Origin of the sequence: Pseudomonas sp. CFSAN084952 (assembly GCF_009648855.1) — a bacterium.
Classification (GTDB): Bacteria; Pseudomonadota; Gammaproteobacteria; order Pseudomonadales; family Pseudomonadaceae; genus Aquipseudomonas; species Aquipseudomonas paracarnis.
Genome location: NZ_CP045767.1, coordinates 753701 through 779923 on the forward strand (window position 1 = coordinate 753701; position 26223 = coordinate 779923).

A 26223-nucleotide genomic window follows, 5' to 3' on the forward strand; every position below is an offset into this window, starting at 1 on the left:
AGAACAATAAAACGTTCAAATGGGTAAATAGGCCTGAGGGCAGTTCTTTTAAGCGAGTACTTGTGTCCGGCCCTGCATACAACCCGCAACGCCCGGTGAGCTCCACTCCCGATACATACCGGGCTGACCTCTGCACAGGTTGCATTATAGCGGCGCATTTGAATAACACTATCATCATGAAGTTAAAAAGCGTCAACGATGTGTCAGAGGTTTGTTACATGCTGGCGTGGGTATTTGTGAACACCGTCATCATCCTGGCAGGGTAAATGCCCCTGCTTTATAGATGCATCAGGCAAATCTGAAACCATGGCCGCGAGGTGTGCGCCAGTGCCGGCCAAATTGCGATAATCGCATGGTCGTTCGATAATCGCCCAATGTTGCCGACGCTGACTTGTGCAGGGCGACCGGCACGGCTTGTAATAGCCGCCAACCCTCCCGTGGTGATAACAAGAGAAGGCCCCTTGAAATGAACGATCAATTGCGCAACTCCTTTGCATCAGTGGCGCCGCCGATCGTGGCTTCACCGGCCAAGCGCATCCAGGCATTCACCGGTGATCCGGATTTCATGACGTCCCTGGCCCGTGGCCTGGCCGTGGTGCAGGCATTCCAGGAGCGTAAGCGTCACCTGACCATCGCTCAGATCAGCCATCGCACGGAAATTCCCCGCGCCGCCGTGCGCCGTTGCCTGCACACCTTGATCAAGCTCGGCTACGCCACCACGGATGGGCGCACCTACTCGCTGTTGCCCAAGGTACTGACCCTCGGTCATGCCTATCTGTCGTCCACACCGCTGGCTGTTTCGGCCCAGCCTTACCTGGACCGCATGAGCGAGCAACTGCATGAAGCCTGCAACATGGCCACCCTGGAAGGCGATGACATTCTTTATATCGCCCGTTCCGCCACCACCCAGCGTCTGATCTCGGTTGACCTGTCGGTGGGTGGGCGCTTGCCTGCATATTGCACGTCCATGGGCCGCATTCTGCTGGCCGCCCTCGACGACGCTTCGCTGCAGGATTATCTCGACCATGCCGACCTGCAAACCAAGACCAGCCGCACCCTGACCACGCCGCAAGCGTTATTGGAATGCCTGCAACAGGTGCGTCAGCAGGGCTGGTGCATTGTCGACCAGGAACTGGAGCAGGGCCTGCGTTCCATCGCGGTGCCGGTGTATGACGCGTCCGGCCAGGTGTTGGCCGCGCTTAATGTCAGCACCCATGCCGGGCGGGTCAGCCGCAGCGAGTTGGAGCAGCGCTTTTTGCCGAGCATGCTCAGCGCCAGCCGTGAGCTGAGTGCGCAGCTGTTTGCCTAAGCTGTTCGGTGACCGCACAGATCCCGGCTGGCTCGATTGACGGTGTTTCCCTTGGCTTATTAATGTGCGGCAGCGCTCTGAGGAGCTGCCCAATAAGAATGATGACCCCAGGTCGTCAGCCCGCCATCGGTGTGGAATAAAAATAATGAATCAGCCTTCTGTCGGTACCACCCTGGACGTACAGTCCTTTATCAACACCCAGCCACTCTCGCGGTATCAGTGGCGCGTGGTGATCCTGTGTTTCCTGATTGTCTTTCTCGACGGCCTCGACACCGCCGCGATGGGCTTTATCGCGCCCGCGCTGTCCCAGGACTGGGGCATCGACCGCGCCAGCCTCGGCCCGGTGATGAGCGCCGCGTTGATCGGCATGGTGTTTGGCGCACTCGGTTCCGGCCCCCTGGCCGACCGCTTTGGCCGCAAAGTCGTGCTGGTCGGCGCGGTGTTGGTGTTTGGTGCGTTCAGCCTGGCGTCGGCCTACAGCACCACTGTCGACCAGTTGCTGGTGCTGCGCTTTCTCACCGGCCTGGGCCTGGGCGCCGGCATGCCGAATGCCACCACCTTGTTGTCTGAATACACCCCCGAGCGGCATAAATCCTTGTTGGTGACCAGCATGTTCTGTGGCTTCAACCTCGGCATGGCCGGTGGTGGGTTTATTTCGGCCAAGCTGATCCCGGCCTTCGGCTGGCACAGCCTGTTGCTGATCGGCGGCATCCTGCCGTTGATCCTGGCTGGGGTGCTGCTGGTATGGCTACCGGAATCGGCGCGTTACCTGGTGGTGCGCAATCGCGGCACCGACAAGGTGCGCAAGACCCTGGCCCCTATCGAGCCAAACATCGTTGCCCAGGCCTCTCACTTCAGCGTACCGGAGCAAAAAACCGTCAAGGCCCGCAATGTGTTCGCGGTGATCTTCTCGGGCACCTACAGCGCTGGCACCTTGCTGTTGTGGCTCACGTACTTCATGGGCCTGGTGATCGTTTACCTGCTGACCAGTTGGCTCCCCACCTTGATGCGCGACAGTGGCGCGAGCATGGAGCAAGCCGCGTTCATCGGCGCGCTGTTCCAGTTTGGTGGGGTATTGAGCGCGGTGGGCGTGGGCTGGGCGATGGACCGGTTCAACCCGCACAAAGTGATCGGCACGTTCTATCTGCTGGCCGGGGTGTTTGCCTACGCGGTGGGGCAGAGCCTGGGCAACATCACGTTGTTGGCCACCCTGGTGCTGGTCGCCGGGATGTGCGTCAACGGTGCGCAATCGGCGATGCCTTCGCTGGCGGCGCGTTTCTACCCCACCCAAGGCCGTGCCACCGGTGTGTCGTGGATGCTCGGCATCGGCCGCTTCGGCGCGATCCTGGGAGCGTGGATGGGCGCAACCTTGCTGGGCCTGGGCTGGAACTTCGAGCAGGTGCTCACCGCATTGGTGATACCGGCGGCCTTGGCCACGGCAGCGGTAATGATTAAGGGCATGGTCAGCCATGCCGATGCGACCTGAAACCGATCACTACCCCTGTGGGAGCTGGCTTGCCTGCGATAGCGGTGCTGAATCCACTCGCGCCATCGCAGGCAAGCCAGCTCCCACATTGACCCTGTTCCTTGCGATGGTTAGTTAAGCAACAATCGGTTCGATAATCGAACGCTCAGTCGATTATCGGATTGTTTGGCCTATTTCCCCGGCTTAATCTTCTAGCACTTCGGCGCCACCTCAGCGCCTTTTTCGATCAACACCGGGAGCCCAACCCCATGGCTGAAATCCTCACCCTGCGTGATGCGGTCAAGCGCTTCGTGAACGACGGCGATACCGTCGCCCTCGAAGGCTTCACCCACCTGATCCCTACGGCCGCAGGCCATGAAATCATTCGTCAGGGCAAGAGAGACCTGACGCTGGTGCGCATGACGCCTGACCTGATCTACGACCAGTTGATCGGTGCCGGCTGTGCGCGCAAGTTGATTTTCTCCTGGGGCGGCAACCCGGGCGTGGGTTCCCTGCATCGGCTGCGCGACGCGGTAGAGAAACAATGGCCGCAAGCGCTGGAGATCGAAGAGCACAGCCACGCCGACCTGGCCAATGCCTACGTCGCCGGTGCCTCCGGCCTGCCGTTCGCGGTGTTGCGGGCCTATGCCGGTTCCGACTTGCCCAAGGTCAACCCGCTGATCAAGACCGTCACCTGCCCCTTCACCGGCGAAGTGCTGGCGGCGGTGCCATCGGTGCGTCCGGACATCACCGTGATTCACGCGCAGAAAGCCGATCGCAAAGGCAACGTGCTGCTCTGGGGCATTCTGGGGGTGCAAAAGGAAGCGGCGCTGGCGGCCAAGCGCTGCATCGTCACCGTCGAGGAAATCGTCGACGACCTGAATGCGCCGATGAACAGCTGCGTGCTGCCGACCTGGGCGCTGACGGCGGTGTGTCACGTACCCGGTGGTGCCCATCCTTCCTACGCGCACGGCTACAACGAGCGGGATAACCGCTTCTACCAGGCGTGGGACCCGATTGCCCGCGACCGCGGGACCTTTACCGCCTGGATCGACGAATACATCCACGGCACTGCCGACTTCAGTGAATTCCAGGCCAAGCTGGCCGCCGCGCAGGAGGCTAAGTAATGGCTTATTCCACCAATGAGATGATGACCGTCGCCGCCGCACGCCGCCTCAAGAACGGCTCGGTGTGCTTCGTCGGCATCGGCCTGCCATCCAAGGCGGCCAACCTGGCGCGCCTGACGTCCTCGCCGGATGTGGTGCTGATCTACGAGTCCGGCCCGATTGGGGCCAAGCCCAGCGTGTTGCCGCTGTCCATCGGCGATGGCGAGCTGGCGGAGACCGCCGACACCGTGGTGCCCACCGGTGAGATCTTTCGCTACTGGCTGCAGGGCGGGCGCATTGATGTCGGTTTTCTCGGCGCGGCCCAGGTCGACCGTTTCGGCAATATCAACACCACCGTGGTCGGTGATTATCACCAGCCCAAAGTGCGTTTGCCGGGTGCCGGTGGCGCGCCGGAAATCGCCGGTTCGGCCAAGAGCGTGTTGATCATCCTTAAGCAATCGTCCCGTTCGTTTGTGGACAAACTGGACTTCATCACCTCCGTCGGTCACGGCGAAGGTGGCGACTCACGCAAGCGTCTGGGCCTGCCCGGCGCCGGCCCGGTGGGCATCATTACCGACCTGTGCATCATGGAGCCGGAGGAGGGCAGCCATGAGTTCGTGGTCACTGCGCTGCATCCGGGCGTGACCCGCGAGCAAGTGATCGCCGCCACCGGCTGGGCGATTCGCTTTGCCGACAAGGTGAGCACCACCGCTGAACCCACCGAGACCGAACTGACCGCCCTGCGTGACCTCGAAGCACGCACCGCCGCCGCCCATGGCCAAGCACCGGGAGAAGCCTGATGCGCGAGGTATTTATCTGCGATGCCATTCGCACGCCGATTGGCCGTTTCGGCGGTGGCCTGTCTACGGTGCGCGCCGATGACTTGGCGGCACTGCCGATCAAGGCGCTGATCGAGCGTAACCCGTCGGTGGACTGGAGCGCCGTAGACGAAGTCTTCCTCGGCTGCGCCAACCAGGCCGGTGAAGATAACCGCAACGTGGCACGCATGGCGTTGCTGCTGGCGGGGCTGCCGGAAAGTATTCCTGGAGTGACCCTCAACCGCCTGTGCGCCTCGGGCATGGATGCCATCGGCACCGCTTTTCGTGCGATTGCCAGTGGTGAAATGGAGTTGGCGATTGCCGGTGGCGTCGAATCGATGTCCCGCGCTCCGTTTGTGATGGGCAAGGCCGACGCGGCGTTCTCGCGCAACATGAAGTTGGAAGACACCACCATTGGCTGGCGCTTTATCAACCCGCTGATGAAGGCCCAGTACGGTGTGGATGCCATGCCGCAGACCGCCGATAACGTGGCCGATGACTATCAGGTTTCCCGCGCCGACCAGGACGCTTTCGCCCTGCGCAGCCAGCAACGCACCGCCGCTGCCCAGGCCGCCGGGTTCTTTGCCGAGGAAATCGTTCCGGTGCGGGTCGCCCATAAAAAAGGCGAAACCCTGGTGGAACACGATGAACACCCACGGGACACCACGTTGGAAGCCCTGGCCAAGCTCAAGCCGGTCAACGGCGCGGACAAGACCGTCACTGCCGGCAATGCCTCGGGCGTCAACGACGGCGCCGCCGCGCTGATCCTCGCCAGCGCCGAGGCCGTCAAGCAACACGGCCTCACCGCCCGCGCCCGTGTGCTGGGCATGGCCAGTGCCGGAGTCGCCCCGCGGGTGATGGGCATCGGCCCGGTGCCGGCGGTGCGCAAACTGGTGGAGCGCCTGGGGTTGGCGGTCACCGACTTTGATGTGATCGAACTCAACGAAGCCTTCGCCAGCCAAGGCCTGGCGGTGCTGCGCGAGCTGGGTATCGCTGACGATGCGCCCCAGGTCAACCCCAACGGCGGCGCCATTGCCCTCGGTCACCCCTTGGGGATGAGTGGTGCGCGGTTGGTGATGACGGCCCTGCACCAATTGGAAAAAACCGGCGGCCGCAAAGGCCTGGCGACCATGTGCGTGGGCGTCGGCCAAGGCCTGGCCCTGGCGATTGAACGCGTCTGATAACTAAAAGAGGATTGCTCCATGAGTGACAAGCCCGGTTACCGGCGCCCGCAAGCGGGCACTCAACCTGATTACCTGCACCCGGCCTACCAGTCGACGAACCTGCGTTCGCCTTCACAGCCTTTGGTGTTCCTGCCCCATTCCTTGTCGGAAATCACTGGCCCGACCATCGGCGCCGAACGTATCAATGAGAAGGACAACGACCTGACAGCCCAGCATGAGGGCGAGCCGCAAGGCGAGCGCATCATCATTCATGGCCGTGTGCTGGACGAAAACGGCCTGCCAGTGCCGGGCATCCTTGTGGAGATCTGGCAGGCCAATGCCGCCGGCCGCTACAACCACAAGCGCGACCTGCACGATGCACCCCTGGACCCGAATTTCACCGGCACCGGGCGCACCGTCACCGACGCCGACGGCTGGTACCAGTTCCAAACCATCAAGCCCGGCGCCTACCCGTGGGGCAACCACCACAACGCCTGGCGCCCGGCGCATATCCACTTTTCGCTGTTCGGCCCCAGCGTGCTGACGCGCCTGGTGACGCAAATGTATTTCCCGGGCGACCCGTTGCTGGAATACGACCCGATCTACAACTGCGTGCCGGACACCAGCGCCAAGCAACGCTTGATCGCCAGTTTCGACCTGGAAAAAACCATTCCTTCCTATGCCCTCGGCTACCGCTGGGACATCGTCCTGCGCGGCCGCGACGCCACGCCGATGGAGAAATGAGATGACACTCAACGCGACCACGTCCCACACCGTCGGGCCGTATTACCACATTGGCCTGACCTGGCTGAACCGTGAAGACCTGACCGTCACTGCCACCCTCGGTGAACGTGTGGCAATCAGCGGCCAAGTGGTGGACGGCAACGGTGATGTCGTCAACGATGCCATGCTGGAAGTCTGGCAGGCCAATGCCGCCGGCAAATATGCTCACCCCGAAGACGAGCAGGACAAAGCGCTCGACCCGAACTTCGAAGGCTTTGGCCGCGTGCCGGTGGATGCCGAAGGGCGTTTCCGCTTTACCACCGTCAAGCCGGGCAGTGTGCCGGGGCTGAAGGGCACCACCCAGGCGCCGCATTTGGTGGTGCTGGTGTTTGCCCGTGGGTTGGTGAAGCACTTGCTGACGCGGATTTATTTTGACGGTGAGGCCTTGAACGGCGATGACCCGTTGCTGGCGTGTGTGCCGGCAGAACGTCGTGGCACCTTGATTGCCCAGGCGGATGCGGCAGGGGTTTATCAGTGGAATGTGATTTTGCAGGGCACAGATAAGGAAACGGTGTTCTTCGACTATTGAGTTGGCTGTAGGGCCCCATCGCAGGCAAGCCAGCTCCCACCTTTGAATGTGTTCATAACACAAAATGTGGGAGCCGGGCTTGCCCGCGATGAGGCCCTCTCAGGCTCCAACTATCCAAAAGTCTGCTTGCGGAACAGGGTTGTTGCAAAGTATGTCTAGGCTATAACCGTTCCCACTGAGTAAAAAAACATGACAACAAAAACCAGCCACTACACCGGAGAAGAACGCAGCAAAAGGATCTTTGCGATTGTCGGTGCGTCCTCCGGCAACCTGGTCGAATGGTTCGACTTCTACGTCTATGCCTTCTGCGCGATTTATTTTGCTCCGGCGTTTTTCCCCTCGGACGACCCCACGGTGCAGTTGCTCAACACCGCCGGGGTGTTTGCCGCCGGGTTCCTGATGCGACCGATCGGTGGCTGGTTGTTTGGCCGGGTGGCCGACAAGCACGGGCGCAAGAACTCGATGATGATCTCGGTGCTGATGATGTGCGGCGGCTCCCTGGTCATCGCCTTTCTGCCGACCTACAACGCCATCGGTGCCTGGGCGCCAGCGTTGCTGTTGGTGGCGCGGCTGTTCCAGGGCTTGTCGGTGGGCGGCGAATACGGCACCACGGCCACTTACATGAGTGAAGTCGCGCTCAAGGGCCAGCGTGGCTTCTTTGCTTCGTTCCAGTACGTGACCCTGATCGGCGGCCAGTTGCTGGCGGTGCTGGTGGTGGTGATCCTGCAACAGATCCTCACCGAAGAAGAACTGCGCGCCTGGGGCTGGCGCATCCCGTTTGTGATCGGCGCTATAGCCGCCGTGATCTCCCTGCTGCTGCGTCGCACCCTGAAAGAAACCACCAGCAAGGAAATGCGTGAAGACAAGGACGCCGGCAGTATCGTCGCGCTGTTTCGCGACCACGGCAAAGCCTTCATTACGGTGTTGGGCTACACCGCCGGCGGCTCGCTGATTTTCTATACCTTCACCACCTACATGCAGAAGTACCTGGTGAATACCGTGGGCATGCACGCCAAGACGTCGAGCTACATCATGACCGGCGCGCTGTTTCTGTACATGTGCATGCAGCCGTTGTTCGGCATGTTGGCCGACAAGATTGGCCGGCGTAATTCCATGCTCTGGTTTGCCGGCCTTGGCACGCTGTTTACCGTGCCGATCCTGCTGACCTTGAAAACCGTGACCAGCCCGTTTTTGGCGTTTGTGCTGATCACCCTGGCCTTGGCGATTGTCAGCTTCTACACCTCCATCAGCGGCCTGGTCAAAGCGGAGATGTTCCCGCCCCAGGTGCGTGCATTGGGTGTGGGCCTGGCGTATGCGGTGGCTAACGCGGTGTTTGGCGGTTCGGCAGAAGTGGTTGCGCTGAGCCTCAAATCCATCGGCATGGAAAACACCTTTTATTGGTACGTCACCGCGATGATGGCGGTGGCCTTCCTGTTCAGCTTGCGCCTGCCGAAACAGGCGGCGTACCTGCATCACGATCTGTAAGGGATGAGTTATGACGCTGCGCACGAGCAATCAACTGTTCGACGCTTATTTCACCGCTGACAGCATGGCCGAAGTGTTCTGTGACCAGGGGCGTTTGCAGGGCATGCTGGATTTCGAGGCCGCACTGGCCCGGGCGCAGGCCCGGGTCGGGTTGATTCCCCAGGCCGCTGTCGCACCGATTGCCCAGGCGTGCCTGGCGTCGCTGTATGACGTGGATGCCCTTGGCAGCGCGATTGCCACGGCGGGCAACTCTGCGATTCCATTGGTGAAGGCGTTGGGCAAGTTGATCGCCAGTGAGGACGCCGACGCCGAGCGTTATGTGCACCTGGGCGCCACCAGTCAGGACGTGATGGACACTGGCCTGGTGCTGCAACTGCGCCGTGGCGTGGAACTGATCGAGGCCGACCTGGCTCGCCTGGGGGAGGTGTTGGCGGCCCAGGCCCAGCGTTACGCCACCGTACCGTTGGCCGGGCGCACCTGGTTGCAGCACGCGACGCCGGTCACCCTGGGAATGAAAATCGCCGGTTGGCTGGGCGCGGTGACGCGCAGTCGCCAGCGCCTGGCTGAATTGAAACCGCGCCTGCTGGTCCTGCAATTTGGCGGCGCCTCGGGCACCTTGGCAGCGCTGGGCGAACACGCCATGCCCGTGGCCGAAGCCGTGGCCGCCGAGTTGCAACTGGGCTTACCGGAACAACCCTGGCACACCCAGCGTGACCGCCTGGTGGAGTTTGCCAGCCTGCTTGGCCTGATCGCCGGTAGCCTCGGCAAGTTGGGCCGCGATATCAGCCTGTTGATGCAGACCGAAGCGGCCGAGGTGTTCGAGCCTTCGGCGCCGGGCAAGGGCGGTTCGTCCACCATGCCGCACAAGCGTAACCCGGTGGGCGCCGCAGTGCTGATCAGCGCGGCCACCCGCGTACCGGGCCTGGTGGCAACGATGTTCAGCGCCATGCCTCAAGAGCACGAACGCAGCCTGGGCTTGTGGCACGCCGAATGGGAAACCTTGCCAGAGATTTGCCGCTTGGTGTCCGGTGCCTTGCACCAGGCAATTCTGGTCAGTGAAGGGCTGGAGGTGAATGCCGAACGTATGGCACACAACCTCGACCTGACTCAGGGCCTGGTACTGGCCGAAGCGGTGAGTATCGTGCTCGCCCAACGCTTGGGCCGCGACACTGCGCACCATCTGCTGGAGCAGTGCTGCAAACGTGCGGTCGCCGAGCAGCGCCATTTGCGCGCGGTACTGGCGGATGAGCCGCACGTCACCGCCGAGCTGTCGGCGGCTGAATTGGACCGCCTGCTCGACCCGGCCCATTACCTGGGCCAGGCGTCTACCTGGGTCACGCGTGCGGTGACCGAACATTTTGCTTTGACTGCCTGAGGAGACCGCTGTGGCTTTTGTACAACTCGCCGAGGGCGAACTGCATTACCAACTCGAGGGGCCCGCCGACGCACCGGTACTGGTGCTGTCCAATTCCCTGGGTACCGACCTGCATATGTGGGATATCCAGATTCCGGCCTTTACCGAGCATTTTCGTGTGCTGCGTTTCGACACCCGTGGCCACGGCCAATCCCTGGTGACCGAGGGGCCTTACAGCATCGAGCAACTGGGGGCAGACGTGCTCGCACTGCTGGATGCGCTGGATATCCAGAAGGCGCATTTTTGCGGATTGTCTATGGGCGGCTTGATCGGCCAATGGCTGGGCATTCATGCCGGCGAGCGCCTGCAACGCCTGGTGGTGTGTAATACCGCGGCCAAGATCGGCACGCCCGAGGTGTGGAACCCGCGTATCGAAATGGTCCTGCGTGATGGCGCCGCCGCGATGGTGGCGCTGCGCGATGCGTCCATTGCGCGCTGGTTCACCGCAGATTTCGCCGCTGCCAACCCGCACCAGGCCAAGCAGATCACCGATATGCTCGCGGCCACTTCGCCCGAGGGGTATGCCGCCAACTGCGGCGCCGTGCGCGATGCGGATTTTCGTGAGCAATTGTCCTCGATCAAGGTGCCGACCCTGGTGATTGCCGGCACCGAAGACGCGGTGACGCCGCCAGCTGGCGGCCACTTTATCCAGAACCATGTGCAGGGCGCCGAGTACGCCGAGTTCTATGCAGCGCACCTGTCCAACGTTCAGGCCGGTGCTGCGTTCAGCGACCGGGTGATCGAATTTCTGCTGGCCCGCTGAGGAGCTATTTGTGGACGAGAAACAACGTTACGCCGAGGGCCTGCAGGTGCGCCGCGAAGTACTGGGCGATGCCCATGTCGACCGCAGCCTCAATGCCCTGACCGAGTTCAACAGCGAGTTCCAGGAAATGATCACCCGCCACGCCTGGGGTGACATCTGGACCCGTCCCGGCCTGCCTCGGCATACCCGCAGCCTGATCACCATCGCGATGCTGATCGGCATGAACCGCAGTGAAGAACTGAAGCTGCACCTGCGTGCCGCCGCCAGCAACGGCGTAACCCGCGCCGAGATCAAGGAAGTGCTGATGCAGAGTGCGATCTACTGCGGGATTCCGGCAGCGAATGCGACGTTTCATTTGGCTGAGTCAGTGTGGGATGAGTTGGGTGTGGAGTCTCGCCAACAAGACTGAATGTGAAAGGCGATCACCTGTGGGAGCTGGCTTGCCTGCGATTGCAGCGACGAGGTCTGACTGGGGACCGTGTTGTCTGCATCGCAGGCAAGCCAGCTCCCACAGGGGATCGTCACAGGTTTAAGGTATTAGTGGGAATCAGCATCCCACAGCCAATTCCACACCCCAGGCAGATGCACCGGCTCGTTCACAGCCTTGACCGTACGGGCCAGCGCTGCGCGTTCCAGCGCGGCGTGGTCGGTATAGAACGGCTCGGCCGCGGTCTTCAAACCGTTGACCCGTGCGCTGTCCATCAGAATCTGCAAGTACTCCTGCATATGCCGCGCGGTGTAGCGGTTGATGTCATGGAAGGTCACCACTACCGGGATCACACCCTCCACTGTCGGTAGTTCACCCAAGGCGATGCGTTCGCGTACCACCGACAGTTGCCGATACAGGTTGGCCCGCCGACGCGGGCTGGCGTTGAAGCCCCAGATCTTGCCGTCATTGGCACTCAAATCCGTCAACAGTACCTGCATGCCGTGGCGTTGGTAGGCGGCGAAGGTGCGCTTGTCGTAGTTCCAGAAGGGGGGGCGTACCAGCACGGGGGGCGCGCCCGTGATGGCGGCAATGTCTGCGGCGCCTTCGGTAAGGGTGTGTTCCAGGGTGGCGTCGTTCAGCCAGCGATGATTGGTGTGAAACGCGGTGGCCGTGTGGAAGGCCAGGATATGGCCAGCGGCGAATTCTCGTTCCATGGTCTTGCGGCCTCGGGAACTGCCGCCTGCGCGAGCGGCTTCGGTCTGCAGGAAGAACACCGCCTTGATCCCCGGCAGCACCGGGTTGTTGGCCAGGTCCGCCACTACCGAACGGCTCGGATTGTTGTAGCCCGAGGCGCTTGGGCCATCGTCGAAGGTCAGCAAAAAGCGGATCGGCGCCTGGGCCAGCAGGCGTTGTTCGGTCTGTGGTGTCAGGGCGATGGGTGCGCTGATACAGCCCCCCAGGCTCAAGACCAGGGCAAACAAAGCGATTGCTGTAGCGAAGGATTTCATGCCGTGCAGGGCCCGAGTAAAGGCCGCTGCTGGGGGGATCAGCAGCGGCAGGCGCGCACCATACAGTAAGTGCTATGCCGGTTTACAGCAGACTGATCGGATAGCTGACGATCAACCGGTTCTCATCGAACTCGTTGTTGCTGTAGTCCCTGCGCATGCTCGAATTGCGCCAGCGCACGTTGAGGTTTTTCAGCGTGCCGCTTTGCACCGTATAGCCTACTTCGGTCTCGCGGCCCCACTCCTTGCCGTCGGTGATGGTGCCGGTGTGCACGTTGCTGCCGCTGATATAGCGGTTCATCAGGGTCAGGCCTGGTACACCGAGGGCGGCGAAGTTGTAGTCGTGGCGAACCTGCCAGGATTTTTCCTGTGCGTTGTCATAGCTGGAGTTGTAGCTGTCGTTGGCCAGGGTGCCGCCGCTGGTGCCGTTGACGCGCATCCAGGCACTGTCGCCGGTGAGTTTTTGCAGGCCGACGTAGAAGGTGTTGCCACCGTACCTGGCCGAGAACAAACCGGACCAGGTTTTGTTGTCCAGGTCGCCGGCGCGGGCGCTGCCGTCGTCCTTACCGTAAAAGAAGCCCAGGTTGGCGCCCAGGGTCCAGTCGCCCACAGGCTGGCTGTGGATCAGATTGACGAACTGCTGGCTGTAGATGTCCTTGAGCTGGGCATTCCACACGCCGACTTGGGTGCGTTTGTCGTTGAACGCGTATTCGGCGCCCTGGAAGTTGAAACGGTCGGAGGTGAAGGCGGTTTTGCCGAACATCGACATGTCGCTCATGCTGCCGTCGTCCCGCGGGCTATTGGCGCGGAATTGGCCGCCATAGAGGGTCAGGCCGTCGATTTCCTTCGAGGTGATCTGCCCGCCACGCAGGGTCTGTGGCAGGGAGCGGCCATCGTCGGAACGCAGGATCGGCAGCACCGGCATCCATTCGCCCACCTTCAGCTCGGTCTTGGAAAAGCGCGCCTTGAATGCCACGCCCAGCCGGCCAAACTCATCGGCTGGCCGGCCGTCATGGTCCAGCGGCAGCAACTGCGTGCCGCCTGTGCCACGCCCGCCATCGAGCTTGAGCGAGTACAAGCCCAGCACATCCACACCAAAACCGACTGTGCCTTGGGTGAACCCGGACTTGGCGTCGAGAATGAAACTTTGCGTCCACTCTTGCGCGCCACCCTGAGCCTTGGTCGGGTTGGTGTAGTTGCGGTTGAAGAAGAAATTACGCAGGTTGAGGTTGGCGCTGGCGTCTTCGAGAAAGCCGTGATCCTGGGCGAGAACGGGCAGGGCAGAACTGGCGACAGCAGCCGCCAGCAACAGCTGGCGCGGTTGGAAAGTGCTCATGGTGTGAACCTGTTGTTATTGGGTTTATGCAGGTGGCGGCCATGGTGCGCGGCGGTGCGGGGGCTATGAAAGTAGGGGAAGGTGGGTTGTGGGCGATGATCGAACGCAAGTTGTAAGGGCAACAATGCAGGCATAAAAAAACCGCTTCCGGTGAGGGAAGCGGTTTTCACACCCGCGCTATCAGAACAACTTCAACGGCGGTGCTTGTTCTTTCAACGGCTCGTTCTTCGCAGTCTGCTCGTTCCAGCCACCGCCGAGGGCCTTGTACAGGTTGACCTCGCTGGTGAGCTGCGCCAGGCGGTCGGTGATCAGCGATTGCTGGGCACTGAACAGTTGGCGCTGGGCGTCGAGGAAGGTCAGGTTGCTGTCGACACCAATGCGGTAGCGACGCTCGGCCAGGCGGTAGTAATCCTGGTTAGCCTCGACGAAGCCGCGCTGGGCATCCAGTTGCTGCTTGTAGGTCGCACGCGCGGCCAGGCCGTCGGAGACTTCCTGGAAGCCGGTCTGGATGGCCTTCTCGTAGTTGGCCACGTTGATCTCTTTTTGGATCTTCGAGTAGTCCAGGCTTGCGCGCAGGCTACCAGCGTTGAAGATCGGGATGTTGATCTGCGGGGCAAACGCCCAGGTTCCCGAACCGCCTTTGAACAGGCCACCCAGGGTAGGGCTGGCAGTACCGGCGCTGGCGGTCAGGCTGATGCTCGGGAAGAACGCCGCACGGGCCGCGCCGATGTTGGCGTTGGCGGCCTTGAGGTTGTACTCGGCTTGCACAATATCGGGACGACGTTGCAGCAGGTCCGATGGCAACCCGGCCGGCACTTCGCTGAGCAGGTCATCGGACAGCGGCTTGCTGGCGATATTCGCCGGCAGGCCGGTGCCCAGCAGCAGGGTCAGGCTGTTTTCGTCCTGGGCCACCTGGCGGGTGTAACGCGCCAGTTGCACACGGGCGTTTTCCACCGAGGTGCGTGCCTGGCTGAGGTCGAGGGCCGAGGCCACGCCGACTTCATTGCTGCGCGAGGTGAGCTTGTAGCTTTGCTCGAACGCGGCCAGGGTGTCCTGGGTCAGCTTGAGCAGCTCCTTGTCGGCCTGCCAGGTCAGGTAGGCATTCGCCACGCTGGCCACCAGGCTGATTTGGGTGCTGCGACGTGCTTCTTCAGTGGCGAAGTACTTCTGCAGCGCTTCTTCACTGAGGCTGCGCACGCGACCGAACAGGTCCAGCTCATAAGAGCTGATCCCAAGGCCCGCCGAGTACTGGCTGGCGATGGTCGATTCGCCGGTCTGCGACAGCTTGGCCGGGGTGCGCGAACGGCTGCCGTTACCGGTGGCCGACACGGCCGGGAATAGGTCGGCACGTTGGATCTGATATTGCGCCGCATAGGCGTCGATGTTCAGCGCCGCGACACGCAGGTCACGGTTGTTCACCAACGCGGTCTGGATCAGCTGTTGCAGGGCAGGGTCATGGAAAAACTGCTTCCAGCCTTGCTCGGCAGCGGCCTGGCTCGGCGCCTGGGCCGACGAATACGCCGGCCCCTGCGGGAACTGCGCGGCCACCGGCGCTTCGGGGCGCTGATAGTCAGGTATCAGCGAGCAGCCACTGAGCACGAATGCGGTGACGGCTAGGGAAAGTAGCGACTTGCTCATTGGCCAGCCTCTTTAGGAGTTTCAGTAGTGTCTTTCTTTTTGCGTTCGCCAGCGGCGGACACGGTTGCGTAGAACAGCGGCACCCAGAAGATCGCCAGCACAGTGGCCGTGATCATACCGCCGATAACGCCGGTACCGATTGCGTGCTGGCTGCCTGAGCCGGCGCCGGTGGAGATTGCCAGCGGTAGTACGCCGAGCATGAACGCCAACGAGGTCATGATGATCGGGCGCAGACGCATACGGGACGCTTCGATAGCCGCCTCGACGATGCCTTTGCCTTGCTCGTGCAGTTCCTTGGCGAATTCCACGATGAGGATGGCGTTTTTCGCCGCCAGGCCCACCGTCACCAACAGGCCCACCTGGAAGAACACGTCGTTGGACAAGCCGCGCATGCTGGTGGCGATCAGTGCACCGATCACACCCAGTGGCACAACCAGAATCACCGCGATCGGAATCGACCAGCTTTCGTACAGTGCTGCCAGGCACAGGAACACGACCAAAAGCGACAGTGCGTACAGGGCTGGCGCCTGGGAACCGGAAAGGCGTTCTTCGTACGACAGGCCTGTCCAGGCATAACCGACACCGGCCGGCAGTTCTTTGGCAATGCGTTCGACTTCGGCCATCGCATCACCGGTACTGTAGCCCGGTGCCGGGGTACCGAGGATTTCCATCGCCGCTACACCGTTGTATCGCGAAAGCTTGGGCGAACCATAGATCCACTGGCCCGACGAGATAGCCGACAGCGGCACCATTTTCCCGTCGTTGCTGCGCACGTACCATTTGTCCAGATCTTCGGGCGACATACGGCTGGCGGCGTCACCTTGTACATACACCTTCTTCACGCGACCACGGTCGATGAAGTCGTTGATGTAGCTACCACCCAAGGCAATGGCCAGGGTCTGCTGGATATCGGCGAGGCTGATGCCTTGGGCACTGGCCTTCTCGTCGTCAACGGTCAGCTCGTACTGCGGCTCATCGTTCACGCCGTTAGGGCGTACGCCGGCCAGCACCTTGCTTTGTGCCGCAGCGCCCAGGAACTGGTTACGTGCAGCCATCAGCTTGTCGTGGCCGACGCCACCCTGGTCTTGCAGGAACACGTCAAAACCGGTGGCGTTACCCAGCTCCAGCACCGAAGGCGGCACGATGGCAAATACCATGGCGTCCTTGAAGGCCCCGAAGAAGTAACCCTGGGCACGCTTAGCCACTTCGAACACCGACTGGCTCGAATCCCGCTCGTCCCACGGCTTGAGCATCACGAACGCAAGACCCGAGCTCTGGCCACGGCCAGCAAAGTTGAAGCCGTTCACGGTAAACACCGATTTCACTGCCTTGCCTTCGCCTGGCTCGCCTTCCTTGTCGTTCAGCAGGAAGGCGCGCATGTCGTCGACGACTTTTTGCGTGCGCTCAGCCGAAGCACCGACCGGTGTCTGCACCTGGGCGAAGATCACACCCTGGTCTTCCTCAGGCAGGAACGCGCTTGGAATACGGGTGAACATCCAGATCATGCCGGCCAGGATCAGCGCGTACACCAGGAATGCCGGGATCTTGTGCTTGATCATGCCGCCCACGCCGCGCTCGTACTTGAGTACGCCACGGTCGAAGGTGCGGTTGAACCAGCCGAAGAAGCCGCGCTTGGGCTGGCCGTGTTTTTCCGGATCAATCGGCTTGAGCATGGTGGCGCACAACGCCGGGGTGAAGATCAGGGCAACCAGCACCGACAACGCCATCGCCGAAACGATGGTGATGGAGAACTGCCGGTAGATCACACCGGTAGAACCACCGAAGAACGCCATCGGCAGCAGTACCGCCGACAGTACCAGGGCAATACCCACCAGGGCGCCCTGGATCTGGCCCATGGACTTGATCGTTGCTTCCTTGGGCGACAGGTGCTCCTCAGCCATTACCCGTTCGACGTTTTCCACTACCACGATGGCATCGTCCACCAGCAAGCCGATGGCCAGGATCATGCCGAACATGGTCAAGGTGTTGATGGTGAAGCCGCACGCCGCCAGGATCCCGAAGGTGCCCAGCAATACCACCGGTACGGTCATGGTGGTGATGATGGTGGCACGGAAGTTCTGCAGGAACAGGAACATCACCAGGAACACCAACACGATCGCTTCGACCAGGGTGTGAACCACACCGGAGATCGATTCGGTCACGACCGGCGTGGTGTCATACGGCACCACCGCCTTCATGCCTGGCGGGAAGAACGGCTCCAGGGACTTGACTGTTTCGCGGATGGCCTTGCCAGTGTCCAGTGCGTTGGCACCGGCCGCCAGCTTGATCGCCATACCCGAAGCCGGCTTGCCGTTGAACTGTGCACTGATGCTGTAGTTCTGGCCGCCCAGTTCGATGCGCGCGACGTCACCCAGGCGAACCTGGGAGCCGTCGGTGTTCACCTTCATCAGGATCTTGGCGAATTCCTCGGTGCTTTGCAGGCGCGTCTTGCCGATGATCGTGGCGTTCAGCTGGGTGCCGGGCAGGGCAGGCAGGCCGCCCAGTTGGCCGGTGGCCACCTGCACGTTCTGGGCCTTGATGGCATTGCTGACGTCCACTGGCGTGAGCTGGTAGTTGTTGAGCTTGGCCGGGTCGAGCCAGATACGCATGGCGTACTGCGAACCGAACACCTGGAAGTCACCCACCCCCGCGGTACGGGAGATCGGGTCCTGGATGTTGGACACGATGTAGTTGGAGAGGTCGTCCTTGGTCATGCTGCCGTCTTCCGACACCAGACCGATCACCATCAGGAAGTTCTTCACCGACTTGGTCACACGGATACCCTGTTGCTGCACTTCTTGCGGCAGCAGTGGGGTGGCCAGGTTCAGCTTGTTCTGTACCTGGACCTGGGCGATATCCGGGTTGGTACCCTGGTTGAACGTCACGGTGATGGTCATGCTGCCGTCGGAGTTACTGTCCGAGGAGACATAACGCAGGTTGTCGATACCGTTGAGCTGTTGCTCGATGACCTGCACCACGGTGTCCTGCACGGTTTGTGCGGACGCGCCTGGGTAGGTCACTTGGATATCAATGGCCGTTGGCGCAATGGCCGGGTATTGGTTGATGGGCAACTTCAGGATCGAGAGTGCCCCGACCAGCATGATCACCAGGGCAATTACCCAGGCGAAAATGGGACGGTCGATAAAAAATTTCGACATGGATTACTCCCCTTGACCAGCAGCGGCAGCAGGCGCTGCGGCAGTACCGGCGGGTTTAGCGTTGGAGGCTTCCGTGACCTTCACCTCGGCGCCTGGCTTGACGTACTGCAAGCCTTCGGTGATGACGCGATCACCGGCATTGAGGCCTTTTTCCACCAGCCAGTAGGCACCGGCGGTACGGTTGGCAACCAGTTCACGTTGCTCGACCTTGTTGTCCTTGTTCACGATCAGCGCCGTCGGAATGCCGCGCAGGTCACGGGTCACGCCTTGTTGCGGAGCCAGGATGGCCTTGCTGTTCACACCGGCCAGCAACTGGGCGTGGACGAACATGCCCGGCAGCAGCACGTGGTCAGGGTTGGGGAACACGGCGCGCAGGGTCACGGAACCGGTGGTCTGGTCGACCGACACTTCGGAGAACTCGAGCTTGCCGTCCTGGGCGTAGGCCGTGCCGTCTTCCAGGGTCAGCTTGACCTTGGCAGCGTTGTCGCCGGCTTTTTCCAGTTGGCCACTGGCCAGGTCGCGACGCAGCTTGAGCATTTCAGCTGAAGATTGCGTGACGTCGACGTAGATCGGGTCCAGTTGCTGGATCACCGCCATGGCGTCGGCCTGGCCATTGCTGACCAGTGCGCCTTCGGTGACCGAAGAACGGCCAATACGCCCGGAGATCGGCGCGTACACCTTGGTGTAGCGCACGTTGATCTGGGCGGTTTGAACGTTTGCCTCGGCAGTCATGCGGTTGGCAACGGCGGTGTCGTATTCCTGACGGCTGACGGCCTGCTCCTCGACCAATTGCTTGTAGCGATCGGTGATGGATTTGGTCTGGGTCAGGCTCGCCTGTGCGCTTTTGAGCGTGGCTTCATACACCGACGGGTCGATCTGGTAGAGCTGTTGCCCTTCCTTCACGTCGGCGCCTTCCTTGAACAGGCGCTTGAGAATGATGCCGTTGACCTGCGGCCGAACTTCCGCAATGCGGAAGGCCGTGGTGCGGCCTGGCAGCTCGGTGGTCAGGGTATAGGCTTGCGGTTGAATGGTGACCACGCCGACCTGAGGGGTTTGAGCGGGCGGTGCCGCTTCTTCCTTTTTACATCCGCTGAGCAGCGATGCCAGGGCGACGGCAGTGACCAGAGCGGTAACAGCTGGCTTAAGTTGCATGAAGATCCTCGGGTCAGGCGCGCAGAGTGCGCACAAGAAGTGTGGAAGGGTAAAAAACAAGCCGTGAGTGGATAAGTAGCTTGCTACGCAATATACTTACGTTCATGGTTGTTTGTAAACTCTTGACAGGCTTCGCGCAATGCTGACAAAGCACCGCTGCAAGCCTCGATTCTAGTACGTTCGGCGCCCATGACGGCGTCGTCCCACAATTATTCAGATGATGGTCAAGTACCATCCACAGTGTCCTGATTGAGGTTTTACTGCCATGGTTCGTCGCACCAAAGAGGAAGCTCAGGAAACGCGCAGCCAGATTCTCCAAGCCGCCGAGCAAGCCTTTTATGAGCGTGGCGTGGCGCGCACCACCCTGGCGGACATCGCCGCGCTGGCAGGGGTGACGCGCGGGGCTATCTATTGGCATTTCAGCAATAAGTCCGATTTGCTCCAGGCCCTGCTCGACACGCTGCACGAACCGCTGGACGAACTGGCCCGGGCGAGTGAAAGCGAGGATGAAGCCGACCCGCTCGGCTGTATGCGCAAGCTGCTGATTCATCTCTACCATGAAGTGGCCCTGGACCCGAAAACCCGGCGCATCAACGAGATTCTGTTTCATAAGTGCGAGTTCACCGATGAAATGTGCGACATGCGCCGCCAACGCCAGACCCACACCCTTGAGTGCAACCTGCGCATCGGCTTGACGTTGCGTAACGCGGTCCATCGCGGGCAACTTCCAGCCACGCTGGATACCACCCGTGGGGCCGTGTGTATTCATGCGTTTATCCACGGGTTGATCGGCCAGTGGCTGCTGGTGCCTGACAGTTTTCAATTGCATCAGGACGCCGAGCGCTGGGCGGATATAGGGCTGGACATGCTGCGCCTGAGCCCCAGCCTGCGCAATTGAAACAAAATGCGTAATTGCAACCCGTTGTGTCAACAGTAAAGCCTAAAGACAGTTAATCGTCCTTCTGCCTGATTTGTGGGGTGACTTTATATACGGCCTGGCGGGCGGTTGATAGGTAGCCGGCTAAGTATTTTGTAGCGATATTGTTGCAAGGCTGTGAAGGAATGTTACCTGCGGCCCATAAAAAGCCCTGGCTCTCGAAAGCCGGGGCTTTTTTATTTCAATTGAATGCCAGGGAGGGTGGTTAGGACTTGACAGCGCTGGGCGAGTGAAGGCGGTCAAGTGCGCGGCCGCCTAGCATAAAGGTTATCCGATAACAACTGCCTGAGTAGACAGGTGTGTGGTTTTTTGTGGCTCGTTAGTGTCTGCATCCAGAGCGGGCAGCCGCAGTGGCGAAAAACCTATGTCGATGAGGAAGCAGGTTATGGGTGCGGTAAAGGTGTTTGATGAGTTCACCGTAAAGTATGACGCTGTGCACCGGGCGTATTGGACTAATACGTTGAGTGAAGACGATTTGAAGCAATGGCATGAAGCCCAGCTTAGAACAGTCTTGCGCCACGTTAAAAACAAGTCCGCTTTCTATGCCGGGCATTTGAAGGACATCAATGTCGACGGTGTCACGCTGGCGAATCTTTCGTCACTGCCTTTTACCACCAAGGACGATTTGCGCGAGTCCATGCTGGACATCCTGTCAGGCACATTGGAAGACAGTATCTATTACTACGAAACCACCGGTACCACCGGCCCAGCGACACCTTGTCCGAGGGATAAGAAGGAAAGTTATGCCAGCAACAAACAACTGGCCATGTCATATCAAGCGGTATTGGAGAAGCATTTCCCCACAGAGAAAACAGTTGTAGGCGTCATGGGACCGACCGAGGTGCATTCCTTCGGCGATACCTTGGGCGATGTCTGCCAACAACTGGGGGTCTGTAACGCCAAAATCTGGCCACATTCCCCCGTCATCGGGTACCCCAAGACGCTCCAGTTGATGAAGGATTTGCGTATTGGTGTTGTTGCGTCCGCACCTGGACTATTGCTGGCATTGGCCAAGGAAGCCGAGCGACTTGGCTTCAATCCTAGTCAGGACTTTCACTTGCGGGCGTTCATGATGAGCGGCGAATTGTGCACGCCAGCGCTGAAGAACAACTTGTATAGCCTCTGGGGCTGTGAAGCCTACAACAGCCTGTATGGCTCCCAGGAAACAATGATCATTGCCGCGGCCAACGCCAGCGATCAACTGATGCCTCACCGACTCAACTACATCATTGAAGTGCTGAATCCGCAAACGGGTGAAAGCCTGGGTGACAGTGGCGAAGGGGAGCTGTGCGTCACAATGTTGATCGATGGAGTGAAGCCGCTGATTCGCTACCGTACGGGCGACCTGGTTTGCATACAAAAAAATCCGAAGAACCCTATCGCCCATGCGCACGTCATGAAAGTGGTCGGGCGGGTCAAGGATGCGATGACGCTCAACGGTAAGGCTTTCACCGCTGGTCATATCGAGCAGGCGCTGCTTGAAGGTGTGGAGCAATGTCTGGGTTATCAGATCGTCATTAACTCCGTGAACGGCAGGGATACGGTGATCGCCAAGATGGAAATGTCCAGGTTCTATGAAGGCGACCGCAGCCAATTGACATTACTGATTCGTGAGCGTGTACGCGAACGCCTGGGCGTCGAGGCCACGATCATGGTCGTCGATGACCTGGATGATCACGTCAACCTGGGCAGTTGGTTTAGTTGGAAAGAAGCGCGAATCGTCGATCAGCGCAATCGCTAGGCTGGGTCTGCGCATGAGCATGTCCGTGAAAATCGTTTCTGCGAAAAGTGAACTGTTCCAGAAAGTCTGCGCATTAAGGTCTCGCTATATAGGTGATAACCCGGCCAACGAGGAAAGTTTTTTCGATGCCGAGGTGGTGCGCGATACCTGTTCGTACCACATGGCTTATTTCGACGGCGACGAGATAGTCGGCGCTATCCGGATAACGCCATTGGGGCATGGCATGAGCTTTGTCGAACGTGTAGTTGACGTAGGCCACTACTTTGCTCACCCCCTGGACTCATTTGATGCCAATCGGTTGGTGTTGGATGAAAAATACAGAGGGGGATTGCACTTGAGGTCATTTCTTCTGCAAACCGCCATCTGGTTGAAGGCTAATACGCACTTTCAGTACATCTCGGCTTTATGCCGTGGGCGTTTGGCTGCCCTGTATGTCGATATCGGCGGCCATGTTCTGGCTGACGATATTACCTGGACGAACCGCCAGTCATCACGGGATTACAGTTTGGTTTACCTGGAACTGGAAACCGTCTTTAACACCATCAAAGGAAAAATAGCTCATGGATAATTTTTTCAAAGAACTGGACGCGATTGTTGATAGCGGCTGGGCCAAAATCAAGAAAGGACGTTATTGGAATCACAGCCTTGAGCAGACGATGACGGTCGAGCTTTATCAGCAGGTGATGCTCCAAGTTTATCACTACACCCGTTTCAACTCGATTAATCAGGCGGCCTGTGCGTTCAGCGCGGACCCCAGTCAGACTACGTTACTTCGCTTTGTCTACAAGCATGCGCTTGAAGAATTGGGGCACGAAAAAATGGTGATTCGCGACTTGGAATCCATCGGCGCCTTGCCTGTATCACTGCCCGCGCCGCTCCCGCCTACTCAGGCGCTGATCGCTTATTTGAATGACGTCGCCATTCGTCTTGGGCCGGTCGCGCGACTGGGTTACAGCTATTGGGCGGAGGAGGTGTATGAGCATATCCAGCCGATCCTAAACAAGTTTCGCACCGACCTGGGGCTCAAGGACGAGCAGATGACATTCTTCGTCGCCCATTCGAGCATTGACGAAAAACACTCCGAAGAAGTTCGTCTTGCGATGCAACGCTCGGTGAGGACGGATGAAGAGCGGACGCTTATCAAGGAAGTCGCCCGGGTGACCCTGTACCTCACCGGTCAGTTGCTGGAAGAGTCGTTGCTCGAATACGAGCGTATCGCCGACGCGCCGCTGGCCAAGGCGTCCTGAACTGATGAAGCTGATCGTCATTGTCGGGTCAAACCGCTTGCACGGGGTCAGCAGCCAGGTGGTGTCGTTGATTCGACGCCACTTGGAGGGACGCGCCTCTGTCCAAGACCTTTGGCTGCGCGATTATCGTATCGACTATTGCGACGCTGATAACGCGTGCTCACATCGCGATTGTTTACTGCAGGACGATGTCGGCGCGATTGTCGATGAAATGGCCAGGGCCGACGCCATCCTGTATCTACCCGTCATGCATGCCTATGGTACCAACAGCCGGTTCCAGGCGTTCCTGGAACGGGTGGGTTACGGCTTTTTGCGCCCCAGGGAGCGGCCGTTGCGGGACAAGCTTGCCGCGGTGGCAGTGGTGGGGCGCCGGTACGGACATACGGCCGTGTTCAGTCAGGTGGTGCTGAACGTTCTGTTGAACAAGATGGTGCTCGTTGGCTCCGGCTTTCCAGCCACATTCAACACGCAACTGGTTCAGGACACTGAGGCGGAACAGGCTCTGCGGGAGACGCTGGATCGCCTCCTTGAACACTTTCAAAAATTGAATGCACACCCACGCCAAGGCGCGGAGCGCCTGCGTCTGCTCAAGCAAGTCCAATTTCAAACGGGATGATGAATTAATGCCTATTCGCGATTCGTTGATAGCTGTCCTGGTCGCTTTTTTATGGGGCGCCCAAGTGACAGCAGTTAAAGTTGGGGGGCAGGAACTTCCGCCAATTCTCATGGTTGCCATGCGCTTTGCCTTGATGGCGATTGTATTGGTGCCGTTTTGCGGGATTCCTAAACGCCGTGAGCTCCTTCCTGTGTTCTGGATCGCCTCGCTGGTGGGAGCTCTGCATTTCGGGCTTTTATACTGTGGCATCTCGCGGGTGGATGCCTCCACTTCTGCTGTTGCGTACCAACTGGCCACACCTTTCACGTTGCTGTTGGCTTTCGCCGTCTTGAAGGAGCGAATTGGTTTGCAGGTGGTAGTCGGGATTGTCATCGCATTGATTGGAGTGCTGACGGTGGTAGGGGGGGTTGGCCGCGGCGGTGCGTTGTCGGGGGTGTTGCTGGTGATTGTTGCGGCGTTTGTTTTTGCGGTGGGCACTGTCCTTACCAAGCGCTGGGGACCTTTCAATCCTGTGGCGATCAGCGCGTGGACAGCATTGATTGCCGCACCGGAGTTACTGATGGTCTCCGCCGCGGTGGAGGGGGATGCATGGGGTTCGGTGCTGACTGCCAGCCCGAAAGCATGGGCTGCCGTCCTGTATACCGCTGTCAGTGGCGGGCTGATTGGGTTTGGCCTGTGGTATTGGCTTTTGGGGCGGCACCCGGTTCAGCGCCTTACGCCGTTCCTTCTATTGGTGCCAGTATTTGCAGTGGCGGTCAGCCAGGTACTTCTGCAGGAAGGTGTTTCGCTGAGCTTGGTCGTCGGTGGTGTTGCGGTTTTGGCAGGCGTTGCACTGTGCCAGGTCCGGCTACCGGCACGGCAAGTCCGCGCCGGAGATGCTCCTGTCGAATGATTGGCGAACCCGTTGAGAGGTAATGTTCGATGAATTGGCCAGGTCAGTGGGTATTGCTCGCCATGCGTAAGCAAAACCGGTTCCGCTACAGGCTTAAGGTCCGGCGGTGGAAGGGGCAAGGTTATGAAGTCGCCTACTTGCAATCGAGCAGGGTCAAGACCGGCCCTACCTTGGTGTTCCTTCATGGCCTGGGAGCCAGCAAGGACCAGTGGGGCCCTAAGCTTTACTCGTTGGTTGAGACCTGTAACTGCGTTTTCCTTGATCTTCCTGGAGAAGGCGAGTCGTCTTTCGACGGCTTGCAAAGCTATGACCCTACGGCTCAGGTGGTCCGATTAAGGGCGTTTTTCGAGGCGCATGCCTTCCCGGAGCTGGTGTTGATAGGCAGCTCTATGGGCGGCTGCATTGCCTGTCTTTATGCTGCCACTTATCCGGCAGAAGTTTGCGGTGTAATCGCGCTGGCACCTGCGGGGTTATCTTCGACACGGCTCAGTGCGGCGATGAATCAGTTTCTGGAGTCGGGCAGACACCCTTTTGGCTATCGCTGCGTTGACGAAATGCAGGCCCTGTGGGAGATGATATTCACCCGGCCGCCGAGGGTACCAGCCTTTCTGGCGAGGGCGCTGGCCAACAAGGGGGCGCAGCGCTATGAGAAAATCGGAAAAATACTAAGGGACTTCAAGGACGCCGGACTGTACCCGCTTCAATCGCGATTGGCGGACGTTCAAGCCAAGACGTTGGTGGTGTGGGGGCGCAATGATCGGGTCTTTGATGTTTCGTGCCTGCATGAGGTCCACCGGCTTTTGCCACAGGCCAGTATTTGCGTTATCGAAGATGCGGGGCATGTACCCTACCTGGAGTGTGCCGAGCAAACCCTGCAGGCTATTCAGTGGTTTCTCGCAGGGACTCAAGCGTTGCCTGACTCAGTGTGAGAGCACCTGTAAACCGTGGGTAATTGAGGTTGACCCCTATTGAACCTATGAGTAGTATCCAACGGGTATTCAGGAATCACTCCTGCAATGCCCTCAAGACACAGGAAGTCTTAAATGTACTACCGACTATCAGTGCTGAAGAGCTCCCTCGGATCGTCCTCCGGGTCCAACACTGCCCATCTTTCGGTTTTCAAAAGCAATATCTGGCGTCGCTAATCCAGCAACCGCCGGTGTCTTGCTGCCTGTTTCAGTCAAACACCCCTAATTGGTAACTCATTAATAGCCGAGCGCTATTATTCGATTTTTCG

At 59.9% G+C, this 26223-nt stretch carries 23 protein-coding genes; 18 read left to right on the forward strand and 5 right to left on the reverse strand.

The genetic code is table 11. From position 1 onward, the window contains the following. The first annotated feature begins 466 nt into the window (after nucleotides 1-466). The 11 genes from pcaR to pcaC all read left to right on the forward strand — a co-directional run bounded on the left by pcaR (nucleotide 467) and on the right by pcaC (nucleotide 11244). Nucleotides 467-1309 (forward strand): pca regulon transcriptional regulator PcaR, encoded by an 843-nt coding sequence (pcaR, locus tag GH769_RS03450; protein WP_014717290.1) that lies wholly within the window; start codon nucleotides 467-469, stop codon nucleotides 1307-1309. 145 nt (nucleotides 1310-1454) lie between these two features. Further along, nucleotides 1455-2795 carry an MFS transporter gene (locus GH769_RS03455; RefSeq protein ID WP_032903228.1) on the forward strand — a complete coding sequence of 447 codons (1341 nt, stop codon included), beginning with the start codon at nucleotides 1455-1457 and terminating at the stop codon, nucleotides 2793-2795. Nucleotides 2796-3043: 248 nt separating this feature from the next. After that, nucleotides 3044-3901, forward strand: a complete 858-nt coding sequence (locus tag GH769_RS03460) for a CoA transferase subunit A (RefSeq protein ID WP_032903227.1) — start codon at nucleotides 3044-3046, stop codon at nucleotides 3899-3901. Beyond that, the gene (locus tag GH769_RS03465; protein WP_032903226.1) at nucleotides 3901-4680 is read left to right on the forward strand and encodes a CoA-transferase subunit beta; all 780 of its coding nucleotides are present in this window, start codon (nucleotides 3901-3903) and stop codon (nucleotides 4678-4680) included. Before GH769_RS03460 ends, GH769_RS03465 begins: the two co-directional genes overlap by 1 nt. Then, nucleotides 4677-5879 (forward strand): 3-oxoadipyl-CoA thiolase, encoded by a 1203-nt coding sequence (gene pcaF, locus GH769_RS03470; protein ID WP_173877531.1) that lies wholly within the window; start codon nucleotides 4677-4679, stop codon nucleotides 5877-5879. Before GH769_RS03465 ends, pcaF begins: the two co-directional genes overlap by 4 nt. Before the next feature lie 21 nt (nucleotides 5880-5900). Beyond that, nucleotides 5901-6605 carry a protocatechuate 3,4-dioxygenase subunit beta gene (gene pcaH, locus GH769_RS03475; RefSeq protein ID WP_019817832.1) on the forward strand — a complete coding sequence of 235 codons (705 nt, stop codon included), beginning with the start codon at nucleotides 5901-5903 and terminating at the stop codon, nucleotides 6603-6605. A 1-nt stretch (nucleotide 6606) separates the two neighbouring features. After that, complete coding sequence (pcaG, locus tag GH769_RS03480; RefSeq protein WP_014717295.1) at nucleotides 6607-7173, forward strand: protocatechuate 3,4-dioxygenase subunit alpha; 567 nt, start codon at nucleotides 6607-6609, stop codon at nucleotides 7171-7173. A gap of 189 nt (nucleotides 7174-7362) precedes the next feature. Continuing rightward, nucleotides 7363-8658, forward strand: coding sequence for an MFS family transporter (locus tag GH769_RS03485; protein ID WP_014717296.1), 1296 nt, complete (start codon nucleotides 7363-7365; stop codon nucleotides 8656-8658). A gap of 10 nt (nucleotides 8659-8668) precedes the next feature. Further along, entirely contained in the window at nucleotides 8669-10033 is a 1365-nt protein-coding gene (locus tag GH769_RS03490; RefSeq protein ID WP_032903223.1) for a 3-carboxy-cis,cis-muconate cycloisomerase, read from the forward strand. Between the two features lie 10 nt (nucleotides 10034-10043). Beyond that, complete coding sequence (pcaD, locus tag GH769_RS03495) at nucleotides 10044-10835, forward strand: 3-oxoadipate enol-lactonase (protein WP_032903222.1); 792 nt, start codon at nucleotides 10044-10046, stop codon at nucleotides 10833-10835. A gap of 10 nt (nucleotides 10836-10845) precedes the next feature. Beyond that, the gene (gene pcaC / locus GH769_RS03500; RefSeq protein ID WP_003189316.1) at nucleotides 10846-11244 is read left to right on the forward strand and encodes a 4-carboxymuconolactone decarboxylase; all 399 of its coding nucleotides are present in this window, start codon (nucleotides 10846-10848) and stop codon (nucleotides 11242-11244) included. Nucleotides 11245-11372: 128 nt separating this feature from the next. Here the strand turns inward: pcaC and GH769_RS03505 are convergent, their stop codons facing one another. From GH769_RS03505 to GH769_RS03525, 5 genes are all read right to left on the reverse strand, one after another. Next, nucleotides 11373-12272: a polysaccharide deacetylase family protein gene (locus GH769_RS03505; protein ID WP_032903221.1), complete on the reverse strand. Its 900-nt coding sequence runs from the start codon at nucleotides 12270-12272 to the stop codon at nucleotides 11373-11375. A gap of 82 nt (nucleotides 12273-12354) precedes the next feature. Continuing rightward, nucleotides 12355-13605 carry an OprD family porin gene (locus GH769_RS03510; RefSeq protein ID WP_019817827.1) on the reverse strand — a complete coding sequence of 417 codons (1251 nt, stop codon included), beginning with the start codon at nucleotides 13603-13605 and terminating at the stop codon, nucleotides 12355-12357. A gap of 180 nt (nucleotides 13606-13785) precedes the next feature. Then, entirely contained in the window at nucleotides 13786-15243 is a 1458-nt protein-coding gene (gene adeC / locus GH769_RS03515) for an AdeC/AdeK/OprM family multidrug efflux complex outer membrane factor (protein ID WP_003189337.1), read from the reverse strand. After that, a complete protein-coding gene (locus tag GH769_RS03520) occupies nucleotides 15240-18401 on the reverse strand; it encodes an efflux RND transporter permease subunit (protein WP_014717302.1) in 3162 nt (1053 codons plus the stop codon). The genes adeC and GH769_RS03520 overlap by 4 nt, the downstream gene beginning before the upstream one ends. Nucleotides 18402-18404: 3 nt before the next feature. Further along, on the reverse strand, nucleotides 18405-19553 hold the full coding sequence (locus GH769_RS03525) for an efflux RND transporter periplasmic adaptor subunit (RefSeq protein WP_014717303.1): 1149 nt from the start codon (nucleotides 19551-19553) through the stop codon (nucleotides 18405-18407). 265 nt (nucleotides 19554-19818) lie between these two features. On the opposite strand from GH769_RS03525, the gene GH769_RS03530 reads away from it, so the two are divergent. From GH769_RS03530 to GH769_RS03560, 7 genes are all read left to right on the forward strand, one after another. Beyond that, nucleotides 19819-20451 (forward strand): TetR family transcriptional regulator, encoded by a 633-nt coding sequence (locus tag GH769_RS03530; RefSeq protein WP_020300997.1) that lies wholly within the window; start codon nucleotides 19819-19821, stop codon nucleotides 20449-20451. A gap of 424 nt (nucleotides 20452-20875) precedes the next feature. Then, nucleotides 20876-22231 (forward strand): phenylacetate--CoA ligase family protein, encoded by a 1356-nt coding sequence (locus GH769_RS03535; protein ID WP_014717305.1) that lies wholly within the window; start codon nucleotides 20876-20878, stop codon nucleotides 22229-22231. 13 nt (nucleotides 22232-22244) lie between these two features. Continuing rightward, nucleotides 22245-22799, forward strand: coding sequence for a hypothetical protein (locus tag GH769_RS03540; protein WP_019817825.1), 555 nt, complete (start codon nucleotides 22245-22247; stop codon nucleotides 22797-22799). Beyond that, complete coding sequence (locus GH769_RS03545; RefSeq protein ID WP_014717307.1) at nucleotides 22792-23478, forward strand: iron-containing redox enzyme family protein; 687 nt, start codon at nucleotides 22792-22794, stop codon at nucleotides 23476-23478. The genes GH769_RS03540 and GH769_RS03545 overlap by 8 nt, the downstream gene beginning before the upstream one ends. A gap of 4 nt (nucleotides 23479-23482) precedes the next feature. Then, nucleotides 23483-24094 (forward strand): flavodoxin family protein, encoded by a 612-nt coding sequence (locus GH769_RS03550; protein ID WP_014717308.1) that lies wholly within the window; start codon nucleotides 23483-23485, stop codon nucleotides 24092-24094. Nucleotides 24095-24101: 7 nt separating this feature from the next. After that, nucleotides 24102-24986: a DMT family transporter gene (locus GH769_RS03555; protein WP_014717309.1), complete on the forward strand. Its 885-nt coding sequence runs from the start codon at nucleotides 24102-24104 to the stop codon at nucleotides 24984-24986. Between the two features lie 62 nt (nucleotides 24987-25048). Next, on the forward strand, nucleotides 25049-25915 hold the full coding sequence (locus GH769_RS03560; protein WP_175570648.1) for an alpha/beta fold hydrolase: 867 nt from the start codon (nucleotides 25049-25051) through the stop codon (nucleotides 25913-25915). Nucleotides 25916-26223: the final 308 nt, after the last annotated feature.